Genomic DNA, 20988 nt, shown 5'->3' on the forward strand with positions numbered 1-20988 from the left:
TGTTGTGTTAGCTGATACGCTAAATTTATGATTGTTTTGTTGCTACTTTTTCTCTTATTTTCTTCTATTACTGCAAATGCTTCAGAGCACTTTAGTGATCACGAGTCTTATTGCCTACAAAAAGGTGAGCAAGCTTGTTTAGATTTGCTAAAAAAGCAGAGTGACGCTGTGCCTCTTTATTCTAAAGCCTGGTTTAAGCTTATCTCTTATAAGCTCGATTACTACTACGATAAACGAGAGTTTAAAAAATTAGAACAAACAATTACTCCGCTGTTTTCAATAGAAAGTATGCCAGATGTTTTTGAACTACAGCTTAATTATTACTACTCAAAAACATTGGCTTATTTTGGAGAGAGAGAACAAGCAAAACACTATGCGCAATTAGCTATTTCTAAATTAGAAAAAATCTATCATATTTTTGAAGATCCTATGCGTATGGTTGAAATTGCTAATTTAGAGTATTTATTTGGTGATAAGCAAAAGGCCTATCAGTTGCTATTATTAGCTGAAAATAAGTTTGGCAAGCGAGGTGACCCTGTATTTCACCTCGAATTACATACTAATAAAGGTCATATCTTTTTTATCTGGAAAAACTACGAGCGTGCCGCTAAATTTTATAAGTTGGCACTAGATTGGATTAAAGACACTGAACATGATGCTAAAAAAGTAGTGGCTTACTCTAACCTAGCAAGAACTTATCAATTAATGAGTAAACATGAGTTGGCGCTTGAGCATTTTAAACGTATTGAAGAATTACTATTAAAGCAAAATAACCCGAGGTTATTAGCGCTTACTCTAATTCGTACTGCAGAAGTTTATGAACAACTTAATGAGCTAGATAAATTGACGCAGCTTATACAAAGAATCAACTTTGGTGATCTTTCTCACGGTTATCATGAAACTTATGAGAGACTCGCTAAGTTAACAGCTTCGAATTCAAAACCTTCAAAGGTAACCTCTTCACAGCTCAATTAATCGATAACCAGTTTATTCAATCTTTAACGATAAAAACCTCTTACTATAACCAAGCCTTACTATTGGAGTGGTTATGAATTTACAAACGAATGTGTTAATTATCGGTGCAGGTCATATGGGCTTAGCACTTGGAGGCCGTTTAAAGGCCTTAAATGTTGATTATTTAATCCTTGATAAACATGAGCACGTTGGCGACCAATGGAGGAAACGTTATCAGGGCTTAACCCTATTTACCCCGAATAAGTTAAATCGGCTCCCTGGTTTTTATATCCCTCATTCTCAAGGAGATTATTTAACTAAAGACGAGTTTGCTGATTATTTATCTGAGTTTGCCTTGCATCATCAGCTGGCAGTTAAAACAAATTGTCATGTTTTAAAGGTAACTCATGATGGAATAAATGAGTTTTCTGTTTTTACCGCGCATGGGGTGATTAAAGCGAAGCAAATTGTTTTAGCCACCGGCGCATTTAATATGCCTGTGAAACTATTCAACGGAGATACTCAGTTTTTGCAGCTAGATTTAGAGCAATTACAGAGAATGAACTTCAAAAATCAGAAAATCTTAGTTGTGGGGGATGGTGCTTCAGGTCGACAAGTTGCGAAAATGCTTAGTGACAAAAATAAGGTTTACTTAGCACAAGGCAAAAAGCGGCATCTATTTCCTGAGCATACTCTAGGAATTAAAACATTTTCATTGCTGAAATGGTTTGGTCTTTTAAGGCTTCCTAAAAACTGCAAAATCGCTCAGTTTTTAAAAAGTAGAGACCCTTTCCCTGATACGAATATTAATAACAAAGCACTCATAGCTTTGGGAGTCGATTTAAAGTCTAGAGTTGTTTCAGTTGGTGATGAGTGTATTACTTTTGATAATGGAGAAAAGATTGCGCCAGACATTTTGATTAGCGCGATTGGCTATAAAGATGACTTTAGCTTTATTCAAATTCCTCAGTTACATAAGGACAATAATGAGTTTGATGTAAGTACAGCTGAAACGATGGGAGTTTTTCAAATAGGGCGGCCTTGGCAACATAATCGCGCCAGTGGTTTGATCTGTGGTGCTGAATTTGAAGTTGAAAATGTATTAAAAAAACTAAATCGATCCTAAAGCTATTTAGCTTTCTCTTTCTCGCCTAGTTCTCTTCAAGTTTTCCTTGCCTCAAAATAAAAAGTTTATTTATGAGCGTTGGTTTAAGAAATAAATAAACCCGCAACATGTGCGGGTTTATTTATATCTTTGCTATTAAGCAGTGAAGCTTACTGGGCGACGCTCTTTGCGTTCACCACGCTCTCCATCACGACGAGGCTTACGGTCGCCACCACGGTTATCACGGAAGCTACGCTTACCTTCACCACGGTTACCACGATCGTTACGCTCACCACGGAAGCCACGCTCTTGACCACCACCGGCTTGATCAGCTGGATGTGTGCTCTTAGTCATATTCATAGGACGCTTACAGATAAATACGTTCTTGAAATGACCTAATACGTCAGCTGGCATATCTTTCGGAAGCTGAACCGTGCTGTGCTCGTTGAATAAACGAATATCACCGATGAACTTGCTTGAGATATCAGCTTCATTCGCAATTGCACCAACGATGTTCTTAACTTGTACACCGTGATCACGACCAACATCGATACGATATGTATCCATTGGTGTTTGGCTGCTGTTGCGATTGCCACGGTCACCACGTTCACGACCACGACGCTCACCACCACGTTCATTACGCTGACCATCACGGCCACGGCGATCATCACGTTCACGACGTTCACGCTTAATTTCTTCAACTTTTAACGGTGAAGATTCTTGTGCAAGCGCTAGTAACGCACCCGCTAAGTCTTCAGGGCTTAGTTCAAGCTTTTGAGCAAGATCTACAGCAACTTCATTAAAGAAAGTAATGTCTTTGTGCTCTAGTGCATTAGTAAGCTTAGCTTGTAATGCTGCGATACGTTTTTGCTCAACTGTTTTCGCATCAGGTAATTCAACTTCTGCAATCTCAGACTTAGTGTGACGCATGATGTTACGTAGTAAGTAACGCTCATTGCCTTTCACGAATAGGATTGCTTTACCAGTACGACCAGCACGGCCAGTACGACCAATACGGTGAACGTATGCTTCGCTGTCTTGCGGGATATCGTAGTTGATAACTAAACTTAAACGCTCAACGTCAAGACCTCGTGCCGCAACGTCAGTTGCGATTACGATGTCCACTAAGCCGCTTTTTAAACGGTCAACTGTACGTTCACGTGCCTGTTGGTTCATGTCACCATTTAATGGTGCAGCAGAGAAACCTTCACGCTCAAGTAGTTCTGCAAGTTGAACAGTATCGTTACGTGTACGTACGAATACGATTGCGCCATCGTAATCTTCAGCTTCTAGGAAGCGAACGATTGCTTTGTTCTTATGAACATTAGAGCGCCAGAAAACTTGTTCAACTGTTGATACAGTTGAGTTACGTGCTGCGATTCGAACTTGCTCAGCGTTGTCTAAGTACTTAGTACAAATAGACTGAATTTGCTTAGGCATAGTTGCTGAGAACAAACAAGTTTGCTTGTCTTCAGGTGTTTTTTCCATGATGTTTTCAACATCTTCAATGAAGCCCATGCGAAGCATTTCGTCAGCTTCATCAAGAACAAGTGCATTAAGCTGCGATAAATCAATTGTTTTACGGTTGATGTGGTCGATAAGACGACCCGGTGTCGCAACAATGATTTGTGCACCGCGGCGTAAAGCACTAAGCTGGATGCCGTAGCTTTGACCACCATAAAGCGCTAGTACTTCAACGCCTTTAGTGTATTTAGCATATTGTTCAAATGCTTCTGCTACCTGAATAGCAAGTTCGCGTGTTGGTGTTAACACCAAAATTTGTGGCTGCTTCGTAGCCGGGTCAATATTGTTTAATAGTGGTAATGCAAATGCTGCTGTTTTACCTGTACCCGTCTGCGCTAGTCCCAGTACGTCCTTTCTTTCTAGCAATAACGGTATACATTGAGCTTGGATCTCAGATGGTGTCTTATATCCTTGCTCTTCGACTGCTTTTAAAATTGCAGGTGAAAGATCTAAAGATTCAAACGTGACTGGTTCTGACATTAATGCGCCTCAACGAATTTAAAGAGGCGCGCATTGTATAGGAAAAGCCCAGCAATTGCTTGTATAAATTAGAACTAATTTATATGTGACTGATGTTGTACGAAATTTAATCAGTGTGTTTTGTGCAAATTTACAGCAAAGTAACAAATTCAAGGCTTTTAGGGCTTTTTACTTTTCTGCAAACATGTATTGCTTAATTACTGTACAAACCTAAATTTTCTTTTGCATAGGCTTCAAAATCGGTAAATCCACCAATGTGAGATTGATCTAAGAAAATCTGTGGCACAGTCGGGCAAGGTTTGCCTGCTGACTTTTCTAAATCTGCTTTGCTCACACCTTCTTTAATGATGTCTACGTAGCGATAGTTAAAATCGTCACGCTCTGTTTTTAAACGCTCAGCAAGTTCTTTTGCACGAACACAGAAAGGACACCCTTCACGACCAAAAATAACTGTAAACATATTGAATTCCTCGTTGATGATTTTGTTTAACTGCAACTAAGTTTAGAGGAATTTATAAGAAGTAAAAGTTGATTAATTGAATCGGATTCATCAATAAAAGTGATTACTCCTAAACAGAGGGTTTATTAAGAGTTAGGTTCTATAAACGGTCTTGATGAGGTGGAAGCCAAACTTCGTTTTCACAGGACCATGTACTTCAAACAGAGGCTTTTTAAACACGACATCGTCAAACGCCTTAACCATATCACCTTTGTTAAATTCACCCAGGTCACCGCTACGCTTTTTAGAAGGGCAAGTAGAGTACTGCTTGGCAAGCTTATTAAAATCTCCGCCTTTGGCTAATTTAGCTTTTATGGCTAAACATTCTTTCTCGGTTTTGACTAGAATATGATACGCGCAGGCTTTTGGCATGATAAAGGTTCTCTGATGTCGTTTTGTTTGCGCGGATCATGCAGGGCTTGCCAAGATATGGCAAGCCCTAGGAGGGCCGAAAACTAATTTAAAAGTGATATTAGAAAGTCACGCTAAACCCAATAGATGGGCGCATTTCAAAGTCATCAGTTTCTTCTTCTATATATAAGTCATTTACTGACTTCACTTTTTTGTAATCAAGGTCGATGCTGCTGACATTATCTTGGCCGTATGCGTTCATTAGTTCCAGAATAAGCTTACCATCTAGGCCAAATACGCGTGTTTTACGTTCAAAACGTATGTCGAGCCTATGATACAGATCGTGACGCTCTGAGAATGGTTCGCCATAGACAGGTAAAAAGCGATTATCGAAGTCTGGATTTTCTCTAACCCCAACAATCGGTGTATAAGCTTGACCGCTGCGTGCCGTAAAATTAAAGCCGCCTTGCCAGAGTTCATTGATTTCGTAGTTAAATACTGCATTGAACACAAATGGGGTATCGGCATAGTAGTCACGCGTGACATTATTTCTTAAGTCCGTACGCTCACTTTTGGCATAACTAAATGCTAACCATCCATACCAGTTATCGGTTTTGTTTTTATTGATCAGAAAGTCTACCCCATAGGCTCGACCCTCAACATCATTGGCATATAGATTTTGCGCATCAGGTGCGTTATCCGCAATGGCAAGTGGTAAGTCGTCCATGGTTTTGTAATAGGCTTCTACTGACCAAGACCATTCATTTTCAAGTTCTTGCGCGAAACCTAGCGTAGTGTGATTTGCTGATTGTGATTTCAAATTCGGGTTGCCGACTTCAGGCAAAATATAATCAATGTCTTGCTGACGATTATATTGTCCAAACTTGGCTGTGACGGTACTTGAATCAGTTAAGTAATAGTTTAAAGCAAGGCGAGGTTGCACAAAGTTTTCATCAGTGAGCTTGTTATGTTGGAATTGCACGCCGGCTTCCGTTTGTAGCTTGTCGTTGATTTGCCAAATATGGGTGACACCTACAAAACCACTATCAGCGCCAGCAGTTTGCTTACCTGAAATACGCTCCCCTTTTTTCAGGTCGCAATCAGGGTCAAGCTCAGTACATAGGTATTGGAATGAGTCATATTTATAAGTGGTTTCGTTGTCGTAAAAGCCAACATCTGTCACGAGTCTGTGTTGGTTATTTAAACGGTAATTCAACTGCGCTTTTAGGGTGGTTTGCTTTTCTGACTCTTCTTCAAAGTAGCCATTCGTTAAAGTTGCACGTTTGCCATATTCAAGTCGACCAGAATGGTCTAAAACCCCTAATCCGACTCTAAAGTGATAATTTTTGTTGTAGTGATCCCATAAGATATTTTGGCTGGTGAACTCACGGATAAATCGTGCATCGCCCTGAAATTCAGGTGTCTTTTGTGCAAGTTCAGCACGTTCATTAAAGCCTGCTGCGGCAGAGTCTTGCGCGCCAGTGAAATTAAAAGTTAGGGTATTATTGGCATTGATATCCCAAAGCCATTTACCTTGATAATCATGGTCATCGGGCGCATCATTGATTGTTACCCCCGTTAATTCGCCGTCATCATCTTCAAGTTCTTCTCCTTCTGAGAAAAATAGCGGCAAAGTGCTTTTTCGAGCTGAAAAATAAAATGCGGTATTCTCTGTGGCTTGACCTTCAACAAATACACCGGCGTTAAACATTGAAAAATCTAAGGTAGTGGTAATAGGCTGATACTTAGGGTTACGTAATGTCACATCGAACACTGCGCCTGTGGCATTACTATACCCTGCACCATAACCGGCTGAATAAAGTTGGAAATCTTGAATAATATGACGGTTGAAAATAGAGCTACCAAAGTCATGGAATATGTAGCCTGCAGGCATAAAGTCCACTTCGAAAATATTATCACTGGGTGATGAGCCACGTACAGCAGGCTCGCTCATTGAGCCGCCAGCAGCAACCACGCCTGGGAGTGCATAAACGGCTCTTAACGGATCGCCAAGGGCACCGGGCATTTCAATCAACTTTTCAGTGTCTTCGGTTATTTCACTGGTGATACTACTGCGTTTATAAAGTACTTCAATGTGCTCCATTTCTTTGTTCTGTGGCTTTTGCTCATCAGCATGAACAGACAGTGAAATGGCTAAAAATAGCGGTGAAAACTTAAATAGGGTTGTTGAAAATGCGCCGAGCTTGTTCATTTGGGATCCTTGTTGCAAGCTGAGTTTGGATGAATTGGCGACTAGTTTAAGGAGATAAGTTGTAAGTGTGTTGCGGGTTTAGGTAATAAAGTGTAGTGGTACTTCTACACTTTATTACAAAAGTTACTTATAAAGGCATTAAGGTAAGGAAACTTATAAGCGGGCTCTTAAACCAAGTTCTGTCGAATACCCAACGGAACGCTCAGTTATTTTAAGATTCTCATCAATCACATAATAAGTGGGGTAGGCTTTGACTTTAAAATTGGCAGCAATTTGATGATTTCCCATAAGTACTGGCATGCTGAGGTCTAAATCTTGTGTGAAGGTTTCAACTGCTTCTTTTGAGTCATAATCTAGGGCAATGGCAACGGCATTGAGTTTTTGTTGTTCATGGAGCTTATCTAAATTTGGCATGCTGAACTTACAAATACTGCACCAAGGCGCAAAGAAATACACAACGGTTTGCTGTCCTGCGAGTTCACTTAAACTAATTTGTTTGTGCTCATTTTCGAGTGTGGGTAATGAGAAGTAAGGCGCGGGTTGCTCGCCATTATCAGCTAACATACCGAGTTCTTGGTAGGCAGTGACTGCAATAAATATTACGGCAAAAACGGCTAATTGAAGTACTTTTTTGATCATCTTTGAAACGTATTGGGTCCTTTATATTTTAATAGACCCGACGTTAACACCGAAAATTACAGATAGAAACTAAAAACATGTTTCTATCTGTTTCAATGGCTAAGATCCCGCATATTTCATTTTTACAGAAGACTACTCACCTAAATAACGTTTGGCCTTTTGGGGTTTTATTTTCTTTAAATCAACCAACACGAGCCCGTCAATACAATTACTAAAGTCGGGATCGACGCTAAAACACAGGAAATTTACGCCGCCGTCTTCGCACAATTCTGTATATTGCTTAAATAACGTCGGTACTTGGGCGTTCATATTGGCAAGGATATGCTTAAGCTCGCTGAAATCTTCTTTGATATTATTACCTAAAAATAGCTTTTTATAATTTTCTTGCTGAGCGCTATCTAAGCGATATTTGTGTTTGGCAATAGCATGTTCAGGTAAATGACCAAAATAGTGCTGGTAGTGATACACCAACATGGCTTTGGCTTCTTCAGGCAAGGCGTTCGATAGGCTCACCGCGCCAAATAAATAACGGTGTTCAGGGTAACGTTTTACAAATGCACCTATGCCATACCAAAGGTAATCTAGGCTTTTTCGCCCCCAGTATTTAGGTTGCACAAAGCTGCGGCCAAGCTCTAATCCATGCTCAAAGTATGGCTGCATTTTATCGCCGTAATCGACTAAGGTGTCGGTGTATAAACCTTCACGACCTTGTTGTTCAAGTACCTTTTTAGCACTGGCAAGCCGATAGGCACCTACTAGCTCAAGTTGATTTGGGTCCCATAAAATAAGATGGGTGTAATGCATATCATATTTATCTATGTCTCGGCGTTTACCAGTGCCTTCACCGACTGCTCTAAATGCATGTTCACGTAATCGGCCCAACTCTCTGAAAATGACCGAGCTACCCGTGTAATGGTAAAGATAAATCTGCATACCATCTTGCGTTTCGCCAATACGCTCACAGGCTTCAAGAGCGCTTTTTAAGGCTTTTTTACACTCAGGAGGCGCAACAGGCGTTTGTGTTATGAGCGGCAATGTTTTTTTAGAACCAACGCGATATAGCTGTTTGCGGATAAGTGCAACCATCTCTTTGTCTTTGACATTATTATGTAGATAAGACTCTGGTGGTATGCATGCACCGATTTCGAACTCTAAAAATTTTTGTCTTTGCTTAAACATTTCTTTTACCAATAGCAGGCTGGCTAGAGGCTTGTAGATCATTGATGTGCCATAAAATAAAGGGCTATTTTTGGCTTTGATGTTAATTGGCAAAATAGGGCAGTTAGCGCGTTTCGCCATTCTTAAAAAGCCACTATTCCACTTACAATCTTTGACGCCTGTGGGGCTTAATCGAGAAACTTCGCCAGCAGGAAAGATCAATAAAGCGCCACCTTGTTTTAGATGTTTGTGAATATTACTGAGCTCTTGCTTACGGCTTGTGCCAGATAAATTATCAACTGGGAGCAATAATGAATGCATAGGAGTCAGCGACATCAGCATTCGATTCGCAACTACTTTTAAGTCGCCTCGTACCTTGCTAATAAGTTTTACTAGAGCGAGTGCGTCTAAAGAGCCGATAGGATGGTTTGCAACTATCACAACTGAGCCTTCGCTGGGTAAATGCTCAAGTTGCTTGGTGGTATAACGGGCATCAAATTCAAGTTCGTCTAGAACTTGCTCAACAAACTCTAATCCTTGCAGGTGCGGGTAGGTATCTGCAAATGCCACAAACTCTTGCTCATGAAGTAAATAGCCCAAGCCTTTTTTTACCAGTCCTTTTACTTTTGGGGACTTTTCTAGTTGGGGTAAATTTGCTTCGATAACCTTATCGACACTGATCATAGTAAATCTCAACTCTAAGTGTTTTTTGTAGATTAAAAACACTGTGTGACAAGGCTGTTGCAAATTTACGGTGCTTTTATGACAGCCGACATTGTTTTATGGTTTTAATGAAACCCTCGCTTGAGTCTTAATTGCATGACCAATATGATTATCAACAAGTTGCTTTATTAGGAATAACAAATGTCAGTTTTAGTCTGTGTCACAGGTCGTAATAACGACAAACTTCTTGCTGAACTCAGCGCACAGTTACCCAATGTTAAAATATATGAGTGGCCGCACTGCGAAAACTTAACAGAAATCGAATTCGTATTGGCTTGGAAAGCACCTGAAACGCTTTGGGCACAACTCCCTAATTTACAAGTGGTACAGAGTTATGGTGCGGGGGTTGATGCAATTGACTTAAGTCTTATTCCTGAACACGTTCAAGTCACTCGGATTGTAGATACACAACTGGCAGAAGACATGGCTGAGTATGTCTTAGCGCATACTTTGGCGCATAAGCTTCGTATTAAAGAGTACCTAATAAAACAGCAACAAGATCAATGGAAGCCAAAACGAGCACATGCGACTCAGCATGTAGGCATTTTAGGTATGGGAGAGCTAGGGGTAAGTGTTGCAAACAAGCTGGTTAACAATAACTTTAAAGTCAGTGGTTGGTCTCGCTCTGAAAAGCAATTAGCGCATATTACACACTTCCATGGTGACACTCAGCTATCTGATTTTCTTAAAGAGCTTGATGTATTGGTATGTTTACTGCCTTTAACGCCACAGACAGAAGAGATTTTAAACTTAGGTGTGTTCAAACAGTTACCAGATCATTGTTTGCTAATTAATGTTGCTAGAGGCAAACATTTAAATGAAGCAGATTTATTAACAGCGTTTGATCAAGGCGAACTCTCATCAGCAGTATTGGATGTATTTACCGAAGAGCCCTTACCTAAATCGCATGCATTTTGGTCGCACCCCAAAATAACAATCACACCACATTGTGCGGCTTTGACTCAGCTCAAAACGGTTTGTGAACAAATTGCAGATAATGTCAAAGCACAGCAAGCAAACACACAATTAAGTAACTTGGTGTGCAAACAAAAAGGGTATTAAAGGTAGGAAATAAGTATTGGAAAGTGCTAAGCAGATTTATTCTCTCATTCCTTTCACTTACTGTATAAAAAAACACCTTGTGTGATTTTTATACTTTCAGTAGTTTAGATAAAAAAATAATAATAAACAGGGTAATACAATGCGTGACAGCCAAGGTGGAGTAAAATTTTCTTTCGTTTTTATCTCAGTTATTCTTTTGGCAATTTCTGCATGGTTTACTCAAGCGAAAGCGACAGAGCTACCAGAGTATGGTAACTGTGTCGCTCATGAAGAGATCAACGCTTAGCGTGTTGTTCTCGGTTTTCTAGCTTTTTCTCATCACTTTTGGTTAGCAGCACATAGGTGGAGCCAGAGCCACCGTGACACTTTAACGCACTGTGAAACGCTAAAACGATCGGCATTTCTTGTAACCACTTATTAGTATAGCTTTTTAAAATGGCAGGGTGCGGTTTGCTGTTTAAACCAATGCCATGTCTTATCAGCAAGACACGAATGCTTCTTTGCTGACAATCGGTAACAAAATCAAAGAGTGTTTTTCTGGCTTCACGAAATGTTTTGCCATGTAAGTCTAATGTGGCGTCGATTTGATATTTGCCTAAGCGTAGATTTTTAAACACACCATGTTGCACACCACTTTTCTTAAAGCTTAATAAATCATGTGGATCAAGTAAGTCTACATACTCGGTGGAGAGGTAATTTGCATCGAACTCTAATTCTTGTTCAGCGGCTTTGCGCTTTTCAAGTTGACTCAGGGTCGGGGCGTTTTTTTTCTTTTGTAGTTCTATTTGATTGTTCTTGGCAAGCGGAGTGACATCACCCATTGAAGCCATAAACAATTCTTCATCTGTCATCGCCATACGTCACCTCAGCTGTAGCATTGAAGATATGGCGATGATTTTAGCCTAGCCTTAAGGAATTGGCTACCAAGACAATTTAAAGGATAGGTTAATAATATGTTAGTCGGTATGACTTAATTTAAGTTGTCCGAATGTATACACTTTAAATAGATAAAATGTATTAATCATAATTAGACTTAAATTAGACACCACACTGGTACTCATCAGATCAAAACTAAACGATAAAAATAATAAGCTACAAGCGGCCAATGCGGCAACGCGTAAAGTAGTTAAGTGGTTGATAAAAAAGGCTCCAGCACCTAAAAGTAGAAGCACTATGTTTAGCAACAAGTCGAGCTCGTTTGGCATAGTCTGTTTGGGTTCCTGTGGTTGGTTAAAGGAGCGCCATTATGGTGTTAGTTTGACCATGCTTCAAACGAGTATTTTTGTAATTTTCAGATTAGTTTTTTTAATTCGAAATAAGCACCTTTAAGGCACTAAAGAAACCTTCTTTTTTGATTATTTGATACTTCTGACAGGTATCAGGATCGAGCTTATTCATACATAAATAGAGAGTATTCTTATCTAGTGCTGGCCTTGGGTGAAGCGATGAATCAAAGATGACTGGATCAAGACCTGGCAATGCAGACCAATAGACACTGGTGGCAACGACCCCTAGTTTTTCATAGGTAATCAATTGCGGTTTAGGAAAAACAATAATTAATAAGGCAATAATGCCAAGTGTAATCCAACGTTTGATACCTTTTTGTTTTTGGGGGTTATTGAGTTGAGTTTGGGCTAATTGTGCTTGTGCCATCGCGGCTCTTTGTTGTTGTGGAGAAAGACGTTTTTTCTTTTGACTACTTTGCCGTTTTTTTTGTTGTGGATTTACTTGTCCTAGTAAAGATTGTTTTTTTGATTGATTAGACATTCGTTTTGTAGCCTTTTATTTGCATGTCTCTATAATGATTCTATGATTTAATCATAGCCTAAATTTATTCGGCAGCATATGGAAAGGATGATTATGGATCAACAGATCTCAATACTTATAGTGGACGACGTGGGTACAGTTCGTAGTTTCTTACATCAAACATTGATGCACTTGGGCATAGACCATGTGAGAGAAGCCTCTACTGCGACACAATGTATTACCGCATGCGAAGAACAACATTTCGATATTGTATTTTTGGATATCGAATTACCCGACGGTGACGGCAAAGAGCTGATCGCTGAGATTAATAAAATTAACGAAAATATTAATGTTGTGATGGTATCTGCTCATTCAACAGTTGATAACGTTAAAGATGCGATTGAAAGAGGGGCAAAAGGGTTTGTAGTTAAACCGTTTTCACCGAAGAAAATTGCAGCGATGCTGAAAAAGTTTTATCCAGAATTGGAGCTTTATTAAGAAAAGCTTCTCTTCTTCCTTTCTTAAAGGCAAAAAAAAACCGACTTAACAGTCGGTTTTTTCATTCAAAAACAAATTATAGTGCTTTAATTTTAGCAGCTAAACGGCTCTTATGACGAGCAGCTTTGTTTTTGTGGATAAGACCTTTAGTTGCGTAACGGTCTAAAACTGGAGTTACAGCAGCGAAAGCTACAGTTGCAGCTTCTTTGTCGCCAGCTTCAATAGCAGCTACAGTTTTCTTGAATAGAGTACGCATCATAGAACGACGACTTGCGTTGTGCTTACGACGCTTTTCGCTAGTAATAGCGCGTTTTTTTGCAGACTTGATGTTAGCCAAGGTTTGCTCCTAACAATCTTAAAATAAGCTTAATTTAAAGGCCGAGGAATATGCCTGTTTTATTCTCAAAAGTCAATAAAAAATGACCACCCAGCCTTTTCCATTTGGGTCATATTGGCCTGAATGTACTAAAACCATGGTTTTAAGTTGCATAGCGCTAGTTGCAACAGGCTCAGAATCAACAAAACCATAACACCTCATAGTTTTGTGATTGTTGCGGGCGATTGTATCAAATCTATATCTCGACACCTAGTATTAAACGAAAGATATTTACAAATAGTCTTAGGTTAGCGTTCAAGGACAGTATAAGTCTGTGGCATAATCTGCCAGTTATATGTTGTTGGGAGTAAATTTGTGGCAAAAGGGTTATTTAAATCAGGCATGATAGTCAGTGCCATGACGATGATTTCACGCGTGATGGGACTAGTCAGGGATGCTGTTGTTGCAAATTTACTTGGTGCGGGGCTTGCTGCAGATGTGTTTTTATTTGCTAACCGCATTCCAAACTTTTTAAGACGACTATTTGCAGAAGGTGCATTTGCTCAAGCATTTGTGCCAGTGCTATCCGAGATAAAAGAAAAGCATGGTGATGACAAAGTCAGATTGTTTGTTGCTCAAGCTGCAGGTACTTTGGGAACCATTTTACTGATAGTTACCATACTCGGTGTGATTGGCTCACCCGTCATTGCGGCGTTATTTGGTACAGGCTGGTTTATTGACTGGTGGCAAGGAGGCGAAAATGCAGGAAAGTTTGAATTAGCGAGTGGTTTATTAAAATTTACTTTTCCATATTTGTTCTTTGTTAGCTTGGTTGCACTGAGCGGCGCTGTCCTAAATGTTTATAACCGCTTTGCCGCAGCGGCTTTTACGCCTGTTTTATTAAACATCTCCATTATTAGTTGTGCGATTTTATTACATGATGCCTTTGATGTGAGTGCCTATGCGCTGGCTATTGGGGTATTTGTTGGTGGCGTAGCACAGCTCTTATTTCAAATACCTTTTCTTTTGCGTATCGGTATGGTGAATAAGCCGGTGTTTGCTTGGCGCTCTCCTGAAGTGACGAAAGTTCGCAAGTTAATGTTACCCGCCATGTTTGGGGTGTCGATTTCACAAATAAACTTATTGTTAGATACCATCATTGCTTCACTGTTAGTAACGGGCTCAATAGCTTGGCTTTATTATTCAGACAGGTTGATTGAGTTCCCATTAGGCTTGTTTGGTATCGGTATTGCGACTGTTATTTTACCCGCACTGTCAAAGTTGCATGCCACAGAAAAGTCCGAAGATTTTCAGACCACATTAGATTGGGGCGTACGTTTTGTTTTGTTTTTAGGTTTTCCGGCTATGGCGGGGTTGATGGTAATTAGCCCACTTATTATCTCAGTTTTATTTGATCACGGTGCTTTCTCCGAAAGTGAAGTCGATCACGTCAAAGCAGTAAGCATGGGCGTTGCCGCCTATTCGGTTGGCTTAGTCAGTTTTATGTTGATTAAGGTATTAGCACCAGGGTTTTATGCCCGCCAAGATACTAAAACGCCGGTCAAGATCGGTATTGTCACGCTTGTTTTGAACATGGTGTTTAATATCATACTCGCCCCATTCATTGGCTATTTGGGGTTAGCTTTAGCAACTTCTTTATCAGCAAGTTGTAATGCGTTTTTACTTTATAGAAAGCTAAACCAGCAAGGTGTATATCAGTTCTCTTCTTTTAGCCTATGGTTTGCATTGAAATGTATTGTGAGCGCAATACTGATGGCTGTGTTGGTTTATTTTATTGCCCAACAATACACTTGGCAAAGCTGGAGCTTGATTGAGCAAGTCACATTACTTTGCGCTTTACTAGCTGTGGCTATAGTTAGTTACTTTGGCGCCCTTTTTGTGTTTGGGGTACGATTGAAGACCATAAAAGAAGCCTCGGCTTAATACTTAACCTAAGGCAGAGCATTAGCCTTAGGTTAAGGGTATCTGATTATTCGCATTTTCAAGCAACTTGGGTATAATCTGGCACTTTGAATAAATTGGTGGTGAAGGCTTTTATTTCATGCAATTAATTAGAGGCATCCATAATATTAGAGCAGAACACGCTGGGTGTGTGCTGACGATAGGTAATTTTGATGGTGTGCATCTAGGTCATGTTGCTGTTTTAAAAGGCTTAATGCAAGATGCTGAACAGTATGGGTTACCCAGCACTGTGATGTTGTTTGAGCCGCAACCGCAAGAGTTTTTTGCTAAAGACAAGGCGCCTGCACGGTTAACACGATTAAGAGATAAACTTGCTCTACTAGATAAACTCGGCATTGATAGAGTGATTTGTGTCAAGTTTGATAAAGAGTTTGCAGCAATAGATGCTGAACAGTTTGTTCGAAACGTGTTAATAAAAAAGCTAGGCGTGAAAGCACTCACAGTGGGTGATGACTTTAAGTTTGGCAAAAACCGCCAAGGCGATTTTAATATGCTGAGCGCAATTGGCGCTGAATTAAATATGCATGTCAAAAGTACAGCCAGCTTACGCCGTGATGATTGCCGTGTAAGTAGTACTTTAATCAGAGCGGCACTTGCGCAAGGTGATTTAGATTCGGCGCACCAGATGCTAGGTCATACCTATGCGATTTCAGGTCGTGTGATCCACGGCTGGAAAAAAGGCCGAGAGCTTGGCTTTAGAACCGCGAATATTGCACTAAAACGCCAAGTGATCCCTGTACAGGGGGTGTTTGCTGTTAAAGTCTATTTAGACAACCGCGTATTAAACGGGGTGGCAAATATTGGCACAAAGCCAACGTTAAATGGCACGAAAGCACTATTAGAAGTGCATATATTTGATTTTGATGAAAATGTTTATGGACGTTTTCTAAAAGTGGAGCTGGTTAAAAAGCTCCGAGATGAAAAAAAATTCGAGACATTGGCCCAGTTGACTGAGCAAATAGCAAGTGATGTGGCTGACGCACAACAATGTTTTACTATTAAGTAGCCGATACGGAAACTAGGATAAATGAGCGACTACAAACATACTTTGAACCTACCGGAAACTGAGTTTCCAATGCGCGGTAATCTTGCGCAACGCGAACCAAAAATGCTGAAAGCTTGGTACGAAGCTGACCTTTACGGCCAAATTCGTAACGCGAAAAAAGGTAAGAAGCCATTTATTTTGCATGATGGTCCTCCATACGCAAATGGCGATATTCACTTAGGTCACTCAGTTAATAAGATTTTAAAAGACATTATTATTAAGTCTAAAACGCTTTCTGATTTTGATGCCCCTTATGTACCTGGTTGGGACTGTCATGGTCTACCTATCGAGCTACAAGTAGAGAAAAAAGTAGGCAAACCTGGCCATAAAGTATCTGCAGCAGAGTTCAGAGAGAAATGTCGTGCATATGCTAAAAAGCAAGTCGAAGGTCAAAAAGCTGACTTCAAACGCTTAGGTGTATTTGGTGACTGGGACAAGCCTTACCTAACAATGAACTTCGACTTTGAAGCAAACGCAATCCGTGTTTTAGGTCGTATCATTAAAAACGGTCACTTACACAAAGGCGCTAAGCCGGTTCACTGGTGTACAGACTGTGGTTCAGCACTAGCTGAAGCGGAAGTTGAATACCAAGACAAGCAATCACCGGCGATTGATGTACGTTTTGACTTTGTTGACCAAGAAGCGGTTGTTGCAGCATTTGGCTTAACAGAAGGTCATGAAGGTAATGGTACGGTAGGTACAGTTATTTGGACTACAACGCCTTGGACATTGCCTGCTAACCGCGCGGTTGCTGTTCACGAAAACCTAGAGTATGCCCTAGTTCAAGTTGAAGACGAAGGTAAAGTACAGCGCCTAATCCTTGGCTCTGAGCTTGTTAAAGATTGTATGGACCGTTTCGGTTTCAATCATTTCCATGTATTAGGTTATGCAAAAGGTGTAGCGTTAGATAATTTACGTGTTGCGCACCCATTCTATGACTTTGACGTACCAGTCATTTTAGGTGAGCACGTAACAACTGACTCTGGTACGGGGATTGTTCACACCGCACCAGGTCACGGTCAAGAAGACTTCGTGGCAGGTCAAGCATATGGCCTAGAAGTGGCAAACCCAGTTGGCGCAAACGGTGTTTACCTGCCTGATACTGAGTTATTTGCAGGTCAGCACGTATTTAAAGCCAATGCGAGCGTGATTGAGGTGCTAACCGAAAAAGGCGCGTTAATGCATCACCATGCACTTCAACATAGCTACCCACATTGCTGGCGTCATAAGACACCTATTATCTTCCGAGCGACACCGCAATGGTTCGTCAGCATGGATCAAGCAGACCTACGTAAAGATTCACTAAGTGAAATTGAAAAAACGCAGTGGTTACCTGAGTGGGGTGAGAGCCGTATTGCAAACATGGTAGAAGGTCGCCCAGATTGGTGTATTTCGCGTCAGCGTACATGGGGTGTGCCAATTTCTTTATTCGTTGATAAAGACACAGGTGCATTACACCCAAATACTGAGAGCCTAATCGAAGACGTTGCAAAGCTCGTTGAAGAAAAAGGCATTCAAGCTTGGTATGACTTAGACGCAGCTGATTTAATCGGTGCTGATGCCGAGCAGTATGTAAAAGTACAAGATACGCTAGACGTATGGTTCGATTCAGGTGTAACACACGCTTGTGTGGTTGATGCTCGTGAAGAGTTAACAGGTCCTGCAGATTTATACCTAGAAGGTTCTGACCAACACCGTGGTTGGTTTATGTCTTCTATGATGACTTCGGTGGCGATTAACGGTCATGCTCCATATAAGCAAGTACTAACTCATGGTTTCACTGTAGATGAAAACGGCCGCAAGATGTCAAAGTCTTTAGGTAACGTTATTTCTCCACAGAATGTTATGAATAAGCTAGGAGCTGACATTTTACGTCTATGGGTTGCATCAACGGATTACACGGCAGAAATGACAGTATCGGATGAAATCTTTAAGCGTTCAGCTGATCGTTACCGCCGTATTCGTAACACTAGCCGTTACCTACTTGCAAACTTAAGCGGTTTCAACCCAGCAACTGACTTAGTTGCTGTTGAAGATATGGTTGAGCTAGATCGCTGGATTGTGGCACGTGCCGCTGAGTTACAAAAAGAAATCATCAGTGCTTACGACAACTATCAGATGTTAGTTGTAACGCAAAAGCTAATGAACTTCTGTACAGGTGAGCTAGGTTCATTCTACCTAGACGTAATCAAAGACCGTCAATACACAGCTAAATCTGACAGTCATGCTCGTCGTTCTTGTCAATCTGCTCTCTACCACATTGCAGAAGCAATGACGCGTTGGATGGCGCCAATCATGAGCTTCACAGCTCAAGAAATCTGGGATGTATTACCAGGTGAGCGCGGTGACTTTGTATTCACTGATGTTTGGTACGACGGCTTAGCAAATGTGACTGAAGGCCAACTTGACAATACATACTGGCAGCAAGTGCTTGAAGTACGTGATGCAGTTAACAAGGTATTAGAAGCTGCGCGTAAAGATGAAGTTATTGGCGCAACCCTTCAAGCTGAAGTAACGCTTTACACAGGTGGTGACTTAGCTGAAACGCTTAATAAGATCGGTGACGAGTTACGCTTCGTACTATTGACGTCAAAAGCAAATGTTGAAGTAGTCAGTGCGAAACCTGAAGGCGCAGAGTCTTCAGACATTGATGGCTTATTCATTAAAGTCGCTTCAACGGATGCGAAGAAATGTGACCGCTGCTGGCACTACTGTGAAGATGTTGGTACACACGAAGGCCATGAAGAGATCTGTGGTCGTTGTGTGAGCAACGTTGATGGTGACGGCGAACAGCGTCAGTTTGCGTAGGAGCAACGAGTGACCGAAGTTAAACAAAAATCGGGTTTAATTTGGTTAGTACTGAGTCTACTGCTTTTTGCAGTAGACTACATAACCAAAGCTGTAGTCGTGGCAAATATGAAACTCTATGAATCGATAGAGATTTTGCCAATTTTTAACTTCACTTACATGCACAACTATGGCGCAGCATTTAGTTTTTTGAGTGATGCAGGTGGTTGGCAACGCTGGTTTTTCAGCAGCATTGCAGTGGTGATCAGTGTATTACTGACTTATTGGCTGAAAAAGCTGCCTGCGAAAAACTGGGTATTATGTGGCGCTTACTCAATGGTCATTGGTGGTGCGATTGGCAACCTCGTTGACCGTTTAGTGCATGGTTATGTTGTAGATTTTCTACATTTTTATTATCAAGATTGGCACTATCCAGCATTCAATGTAGCTGATATCGCAATTGTTTGTGGTGCGGGTCTACTTCTTTTAGATGCCTTCACAGGTGAAGGTGCAGATGGTTCTCAGGAGAAAAAAGCATGAGCGAACACGTCATTGGCGAAAAATCAGAAGTTCTTTTTCATTTTTCGATCAAGCTAGAAGACGGATCGGCAGCTGATTCAACAAAAGTACATAACAAACCTGCAAAGTTATTCATGGGTGATGGTAGCCTGACTGAAAACTTTGAAAAATGCCTTTTAGGCTTAAAAGCGGGTGAGAGTAAATCTTTTGATTTAGAACCTGAAGATGCATTTGGTCAGCCAAACCCAGACAACATCTATTATGTTGAGCGCAGTAAGTTTGGTCCTGATGCGCCAGCTGAAGTGGGCAGTATTATTGCTTTCACTCAGCCAGATGGCACCGAGCTACCAGGCCTTGTACGTGAAGTGGCAGGTGACTCTGTGACAATTGATTTCAACCATCCTTTAGCAGGTCAAAAGGTGACGTTTGAAGTTGATATTCTAGAGGTAACTGGCTAATGGATATTTTGTTAGCTAACCCTCGAGGCTTTTGTGCGGGTGTTGATCGCGCTATCTCAATTGTGGAGCGTGCATTAGATATTTTTAACCCGCCTATTTATGTGCGTCATGAAGTCGTACATAATAAGTATGTGGTCAATGGCTTAAAAGATCGCGGTGCTGTTTTTGTTGAAGAGCTACACCAAGTACCTGATGACAGCATTGTTATTTTCAGTGCGCACGGTGTATCACAGGCTGTAAGAGCTGAAGCAAAACGTCGTGAGTTAAAAGTATTTGATGCTACCTGTCCATTGGTAACGAAAGTGCATATGGAAGTAACACGTGCAAGCCGCCGTGGTACTGAATGTGTTTTGATTGGTCACCAAGGTCACCCTGAAGTGGAAGGCACTATGGGGCAATACGACAACCCAGAAGGTGGTATTTACTTAGTAGAAACGCCTGAGGATGTTGCAGCCCTTGAAGTGAAAGATCCAAGCAACTTATTCTACTGCAGTCAAACAACTTTATCAGTTGACGACACTGCTGATGTGATTGATGCATTACGTGCTAAATTCCCTGAAATTGATGGCCCACGCAAAGACGACATTTGTTATGCAACACAAAACCGTCAAGATGCTGTGCGTGATCTTGCTGATAAAGCCGATGTGCTATTGGTAGTGGGAGCTAAAAACAGCTCAAACTCGAATCGTTTACGTGAGCTTGCTGAGAAGATGGGCACAACTGCTTACTTAATTGATGATGCAAGCTGTGTTGATGCTAGCTGGTTTGAACACATCAACTCAGTCGGTGTTACTGCGGGTGCATCAGCCCCTGAAGTGCTTGTTCAACAAGTTATCACACGCTTGAAAGAGTTAGGTGGTAAAACTGTGGTCGAAAACCCAGGTATCGAAGAAAGCATTGTATTTGCGGTGCCTGCCGAGTTGAGATAA

General features: G+C 40.9%; 21 protein-coding genes. 11 read left to right on the plus strand and 10 right to left on the minus strand.

Going from position 1 to position 20988, the window contains the following annotated elements; all coding sequences use genetic code 11:
• The first annotated feature begins 27 nt into the window (after positions 1-27).
• Together ACXAC4_RS03840 and ACXAC4_RS03845 are read left to right on the plus strand one after the other, a co-directional pair.
• Positions 28-975 (plus strand): tetratricopeptide repeat protein, encoded by a 948-nt coding sequence (locus ACXAC4_RS03840; protein WP_475159169.1) that lies wholly within the window; start codon positions 28-30, stop codon positions 973-975.
• Between the two features lie 73 nt (positions 976-1048).
• Entirely contained in the window at positions 1049-2080 is a 1032-nt protein-coding gene (locus ACXAC4_RS03845; protein ID WP_475159170.1) for an NAD(P)-binding domain-containing protein, read from the plus strand.
• Between the two features lie 135 nt (positions 2081-2215).
• Here ACXAC4_RS03845 and ACXAC4_RS03850 read toward each other — a convergent pair whose 3' ends face one another.
• From ACXAC4_RS03850 to olsF, 6 genes are all read right to left on the minus strand, one after another.
• Entirely contained in the window at positions 2216-4063 is a 1848-nt protein-coding gene (locus ACXAC4_RS03850) for a DEAD/DEAH box helicase (protein ID WP_475159171.1), read from the minus strand.
• Between the two features lie 193 nt (positions 4064-4256).
• A complete protein-coding gene (locus tag ACXAC4_RS03855) occupies positions 4257-4523 on the minus strand; it encodes a GrxA family glutaredoxin (protein ID WP_138633340.1) in 267 nt (88 codons plus the stop codon).
• A gap of 132 nt (positions 4524-4655) precedes the next feature.
• Complete coding sequence (locus ACXAC4_RS03860) at positions 4656-4934, minus strand: peptidylprolyl isomerase (RefSeq protein WP_475159172.1); 279 nt, start codon at positions 4932-4934, stop codon at positions 4656-4658.
• Positions 4935-5034: 100 nt separating this feature from the next.
• On the minus strand, positions 5035-7125 hold the full coding sequence (locus ACXAC4_RS03865) for a TonB-dependent receptor plug domain-containing protein (RefSeq protein ID WP_475159174.1): 2091 nt from the start codon (positions 7123-7125) through the stop codon (positions 5035-5037).
• Positions 7126-7278: 153 nt separating this feature from the next.
• A complete protein-coding gene (locus tag ACXAC4_RS03870; protein ID WP_475159175.1) occupies positions 7279-7764 on the minus strand; it encodes a TlpA family protein disulfide reductase in 486 nt (161 codons plus the stop codon).
• A 132-nt stretch (positions 7765-7896) separates the two neighbouring features.
• Positions 7897-9606 carry a bifunctional ornithine lipid synthase OlsF gene (gene olsF, locus ACXAC4_RS03875; RefSeq protein WP_475159176.1) on the minus strand — a complete coding sequence of 570 codons (1710 nt, stop codon included), beginning with the start codon at positions 9604-9606 and terminating at the stop codon, positions 7897-7899.
• 180 nt (positions 9607-9786) lie between these two features.
• Here olsF and ACXAC4_RS03880 point away from each other — a divergent pair, with 180 nt between their 5' ends.
• Both ACXAC4_RS03880 and ACXAC4_RS03885 read left to right on the plus strand, forming a co-directional pair.
• The gene (locus ACXAC4_RS03880; RefSeq protein ID WP_475159177.1) at positions 9787-10707 is read left to right on the plus strand and encodes a 2-hydroxyacid dehydrogenase; all 921 of its coding nucleotides are present in this window, start codon (positions 9787-9789) and stop codon (positions 10705-10707) included.
• A gap of 139 nt (positions 10708-10846) precedes the next feature.
• Entirely contained in the window at positions 10847-10993 is a 147-nt protein-coding gene (locus tag ACXAC4_RS03885; RefSeq protein WP_171041687.1) for a hypothetical protein, read from the plus strand.
• Here the strand turns inward: ACXAC4_RS03885 and smrA are convergent.
• The 3 genes from smrA to ACXAC4_RS03900 all read right to left on the minus strand — a co-directional run bounded on the left by smrA (position 10983) and on the right by ACXAC4_RS03900 (position 12474).
• On the minus strand, positions 10983-11564 hold the full coding sequence (smrA, locus tag ACXAC4_RS03890) for a DNA endonuclease SmrA (protein WP_421963843.1): 582 nt from the start codon (positions 11562-11564) through the stop codon (positions 10983-10985). The two genes, ACXAC4_RS03885 and smrA, sit on opposite strands and share 11 nt — an antisense overlap.
• Before the next feature lie 99 nt (positions 11565-11663).
• Positions 11664-11912: a hypothetical protein gene (locus ACXAC4_RS03895; RefSeq protein WP_058029111.1), complete on the minus strand. Its 249-nt coding sequence runs from the start codon at positions 11910-11912 to the stop codon at positions 11664-11666.
• Between the two features lie 100 nt (positions 11913-12012).
• A complete protein-coding gene (locus ACXAC4_RS03900; protein WP_475159179.1) occupies positions 12013-12474 on the minus strand; it encodes a hypothetical protein in 462 nt (153 codons plus the stop codon).
• Between the two features lie 93 nt (positions 12475-12567).
• On the opposite strand from ACXAC4_RS03900, the gene ACXAC4_RS03905 reads away from it, so the two are divergent.
• A complete protein-coding gene (locus ACXAC4_RS03905) occupies positions 12568-12951 on the plus strand; it encodes a response regulator (RefSeq protein ID WP_058029113.1) in 384 nt (127 codons plus the stop codon).
• Between the two features lie 76 nt (positions 12952-13027).
• On the opposite strand, the gene rpsT is transcribed toward ACXAC4_RS03905, so the two are convergent.
• Positions 13028-13288 carry a 30S ribosomal protein S20 gene (rpsT, locus tag ACXAC4_RS03910; protein WP_058029114.1) on the minus strand — a complete coding sequence of 87 codons (261 nt, stop codon included), beginning with the start codon at positions 13286-13288 and terminating at the stop codon, positions 13028-13030.
• Between the two features lie 354 nt (positions 13289-13642).
• Here rpsT and murJ point away from each other — a divergent pair, with 354 nt between their 5' ends.
• The 6 genes from murJ to ispH all read left to right on the plus strand — a co-directional run bounded on the left by murJ (position 13643) and on the right by ispH (position 20988).
• Positions 13643-15211: a murein biosynthesis integral membrane protein MurJ gene (gene murJ, locus ACXAC4_RS03915; RefSeq protein ID WP_475159183.1), complete on the plus strand. Its 1569-nt coding sequence runs from the start codon at positions 13643-13645 to the stop codon at positions 15209-15211.
• A 118-nt stretch (positions 15212-15329) separates the two neighbouring features.
• Complete coding sequence (ribF, locus tag ACXAC4_RS03920) at positions 15330-16256, plus strand: bifunctional riboflavin kinase/FAD synthetase (protein WP_475159185.1); 927 nt, start codon at positions 15330-15332, stop codon at positions 16254-16256.
• A 21-nt stretch (positions 16257-16277) separates the two neighbouring features.
• A complete protein-coding gene (gene ileS, locus ACXAC4_RS03925; protein WP_475159189.1) occupies positions 16278-19103 on the plus strand; it encodes an isoleucine--tRNA ligase in 2826 nt (941 codons plus the stop codon).
• Positions 19104-19112: 9 nt separating this feature from the next.
• Positions 19113-19622: a signal peptidase II gene (lspA, locus tag ACXAC4_RS03930; RefSeq protein ID WP_138483740.1), complete on the plus strand. Its 510-nt coding sequence runs from the start codon at positions 19113-19115 to the stop codon at positions 19620-19622.
• On the plus strand, positions 19619-20059 hold the full coding sequence (gene fkpB, locus ACXAC4_RS03935) for an FKBP-type peptidyl-prolyl cis-trans isomerase (protein ID WP_138483742.1): 441 nt from the start codon (positions 19619-19621) through the stop codon (positions 20057-20059). The genes lspA and fkpB overlap by 4 nt, the downstream gene beginning before the upstream one ends.
• A complete protein-coding gene (ispH, locus tag ACXAC4_RS03940; RefSeq protein WP_475159193.1) occupies positions 20059-20988 on the plus strand; it encodes a 4-hydroxy-3-methylbut-2-enyl diphosphate reductase in 930 nt (309 codons plus the stop codon). The genes fkpB and ispH overlap by 1 nt, the downstream gene beginning before the upstream one ends.

It is taken from the genome of Pseudoalteromonas sp. AWM4_233, from assembly GCF_056158285.1.

Excerpts from the sequence above, each read along its gene's own strand:
- ribF (WP_475159185.1), top strand. The coding sequence starts at position 15,330 with ATGCAATTAATTAGAGGCATCCATAATATTAGAGCAGAACACGCTGGG.
- ACXAC4_RS03895 (WP_058029111.1), bottom strand. The coding sequence starts at position 11,912 with ATGCCAAACGAGCTCGACTTGTTGCTAAACATAGTGCTTCTACTTTTA.
- ACXAC4_RS03900 (WP_475159179.1), bottom strand. The coding sequence starts at position 12,474 with ATGTCTAATCAATCAAAAAAACAATCTTTACTAGGACAAGTAAATCCA.
- ACXAC4_RS03870 (WP_475159175.1), bottom strand. The coding sequence starts at position 7,764 with ATGATCAAAAAAGTACTTCAATTAGCCGTTTTTGCCGTAATATTTATT.
- ACXAC4_RS03860 (WP_475159172.1), bottom strand. The coding sequence starts at position 4,934 with ATGCCAAAAGCCTGCGCGTATCATATTCTAGTCAAAACCGAGAAAGAA.
- ileS (WP_475159189.1), top strand. The coding sequence starts at position 16,278 with ATGAGCGACTACAAACATACTTTGAACCTACCGGAAACTGAGTTTCCA.
- ACXAC4_RS03880 (WP_475159177.1), top strand. The coding sequence starts at position 9,787 with ATGTCAGTTTTAGTCTGTGTCACAGGTCGTAATAACGACAAACTTCTT.
- ACXAC4_RS03865 (WP_475159174.1), bottom strand. The coding sequence starts at position 7,125 with ATGAACAAGCTCGGCGCATTTTCAACAACCCTATTTAAGTTTTCACCG.
- ACXAC4_RS03845 (WP_475159170.1), top strand. The coding sequence starts at position 1,049 with ATGAATTTACAAACGAATGTGTTAATTATCGGTGCAGGTCATATGGGC.
- ACXAC4_RS03885 (WP_171041687.1), top strand. The coding sequence starts at position 10,847 with ATGCGTGACAGCCAAGGTGGAGTAAAATTTTCTTTCGTTTTTATCTCA.
- ACXAC4_RS03850 (WP_475159171.1), bottom strand. The coding sequence starts at position 4,063 with ATGTCAGAACCAGTCACGTTTGAATCTTTAGATCTTTCACCTGCAATT.
- olsF (WP_475159176.1), bottom strand. The coding sequence starts at position 9,606 with ATGATCAGTGTCGATAAGGTTATCGAAGCAAATTTACCCCAACTAGAA.
- smrA (WP_421963843.1), bottom strand. The coding sequence starts at position 11,564 with ATGGCGATGACAGATGAAGAATTGTTTATGGCTTCAATGGGTGATGTC.
- fkpB (WP_138483742.1), top strand. The coding sequence starts at position 19,619 with ATGAGCGAACACGTCATTGGCGAAAAATCAGAAGTTCTTTTTCATTTT.
- ispH (WP_475159193.1), top strand. The coding sequence starts at position 20,059 with ATGGATATTTTGTTAGCTAACCCTCGAGGCTTTTGTGCGGGTGTTGAT.
- ACXAC4_RS03840 (WP_475159169.1), top strand. The coding sequence starts at position 28 with ATGATTGTTTTGTTGCTACTTTTTCTCTTATTTTCTTCTATTACTGCA.
- ACXAC4_RS03855 (WP_138633340.1), bottom strand. The coding sequence starts at position 4,523 with ATGTTTACAGTTATTTTTGGTCGTGAAGGGTGTCCTTTCTGTGTTCGT.
- ACXAC4_RS03905 (WP_058029113.1), top strand. The coding sequence starts at position 12,568 with ATGGATCAACAGATCTCAATACTTATAGTGGACGACGTGGGTACAGTT.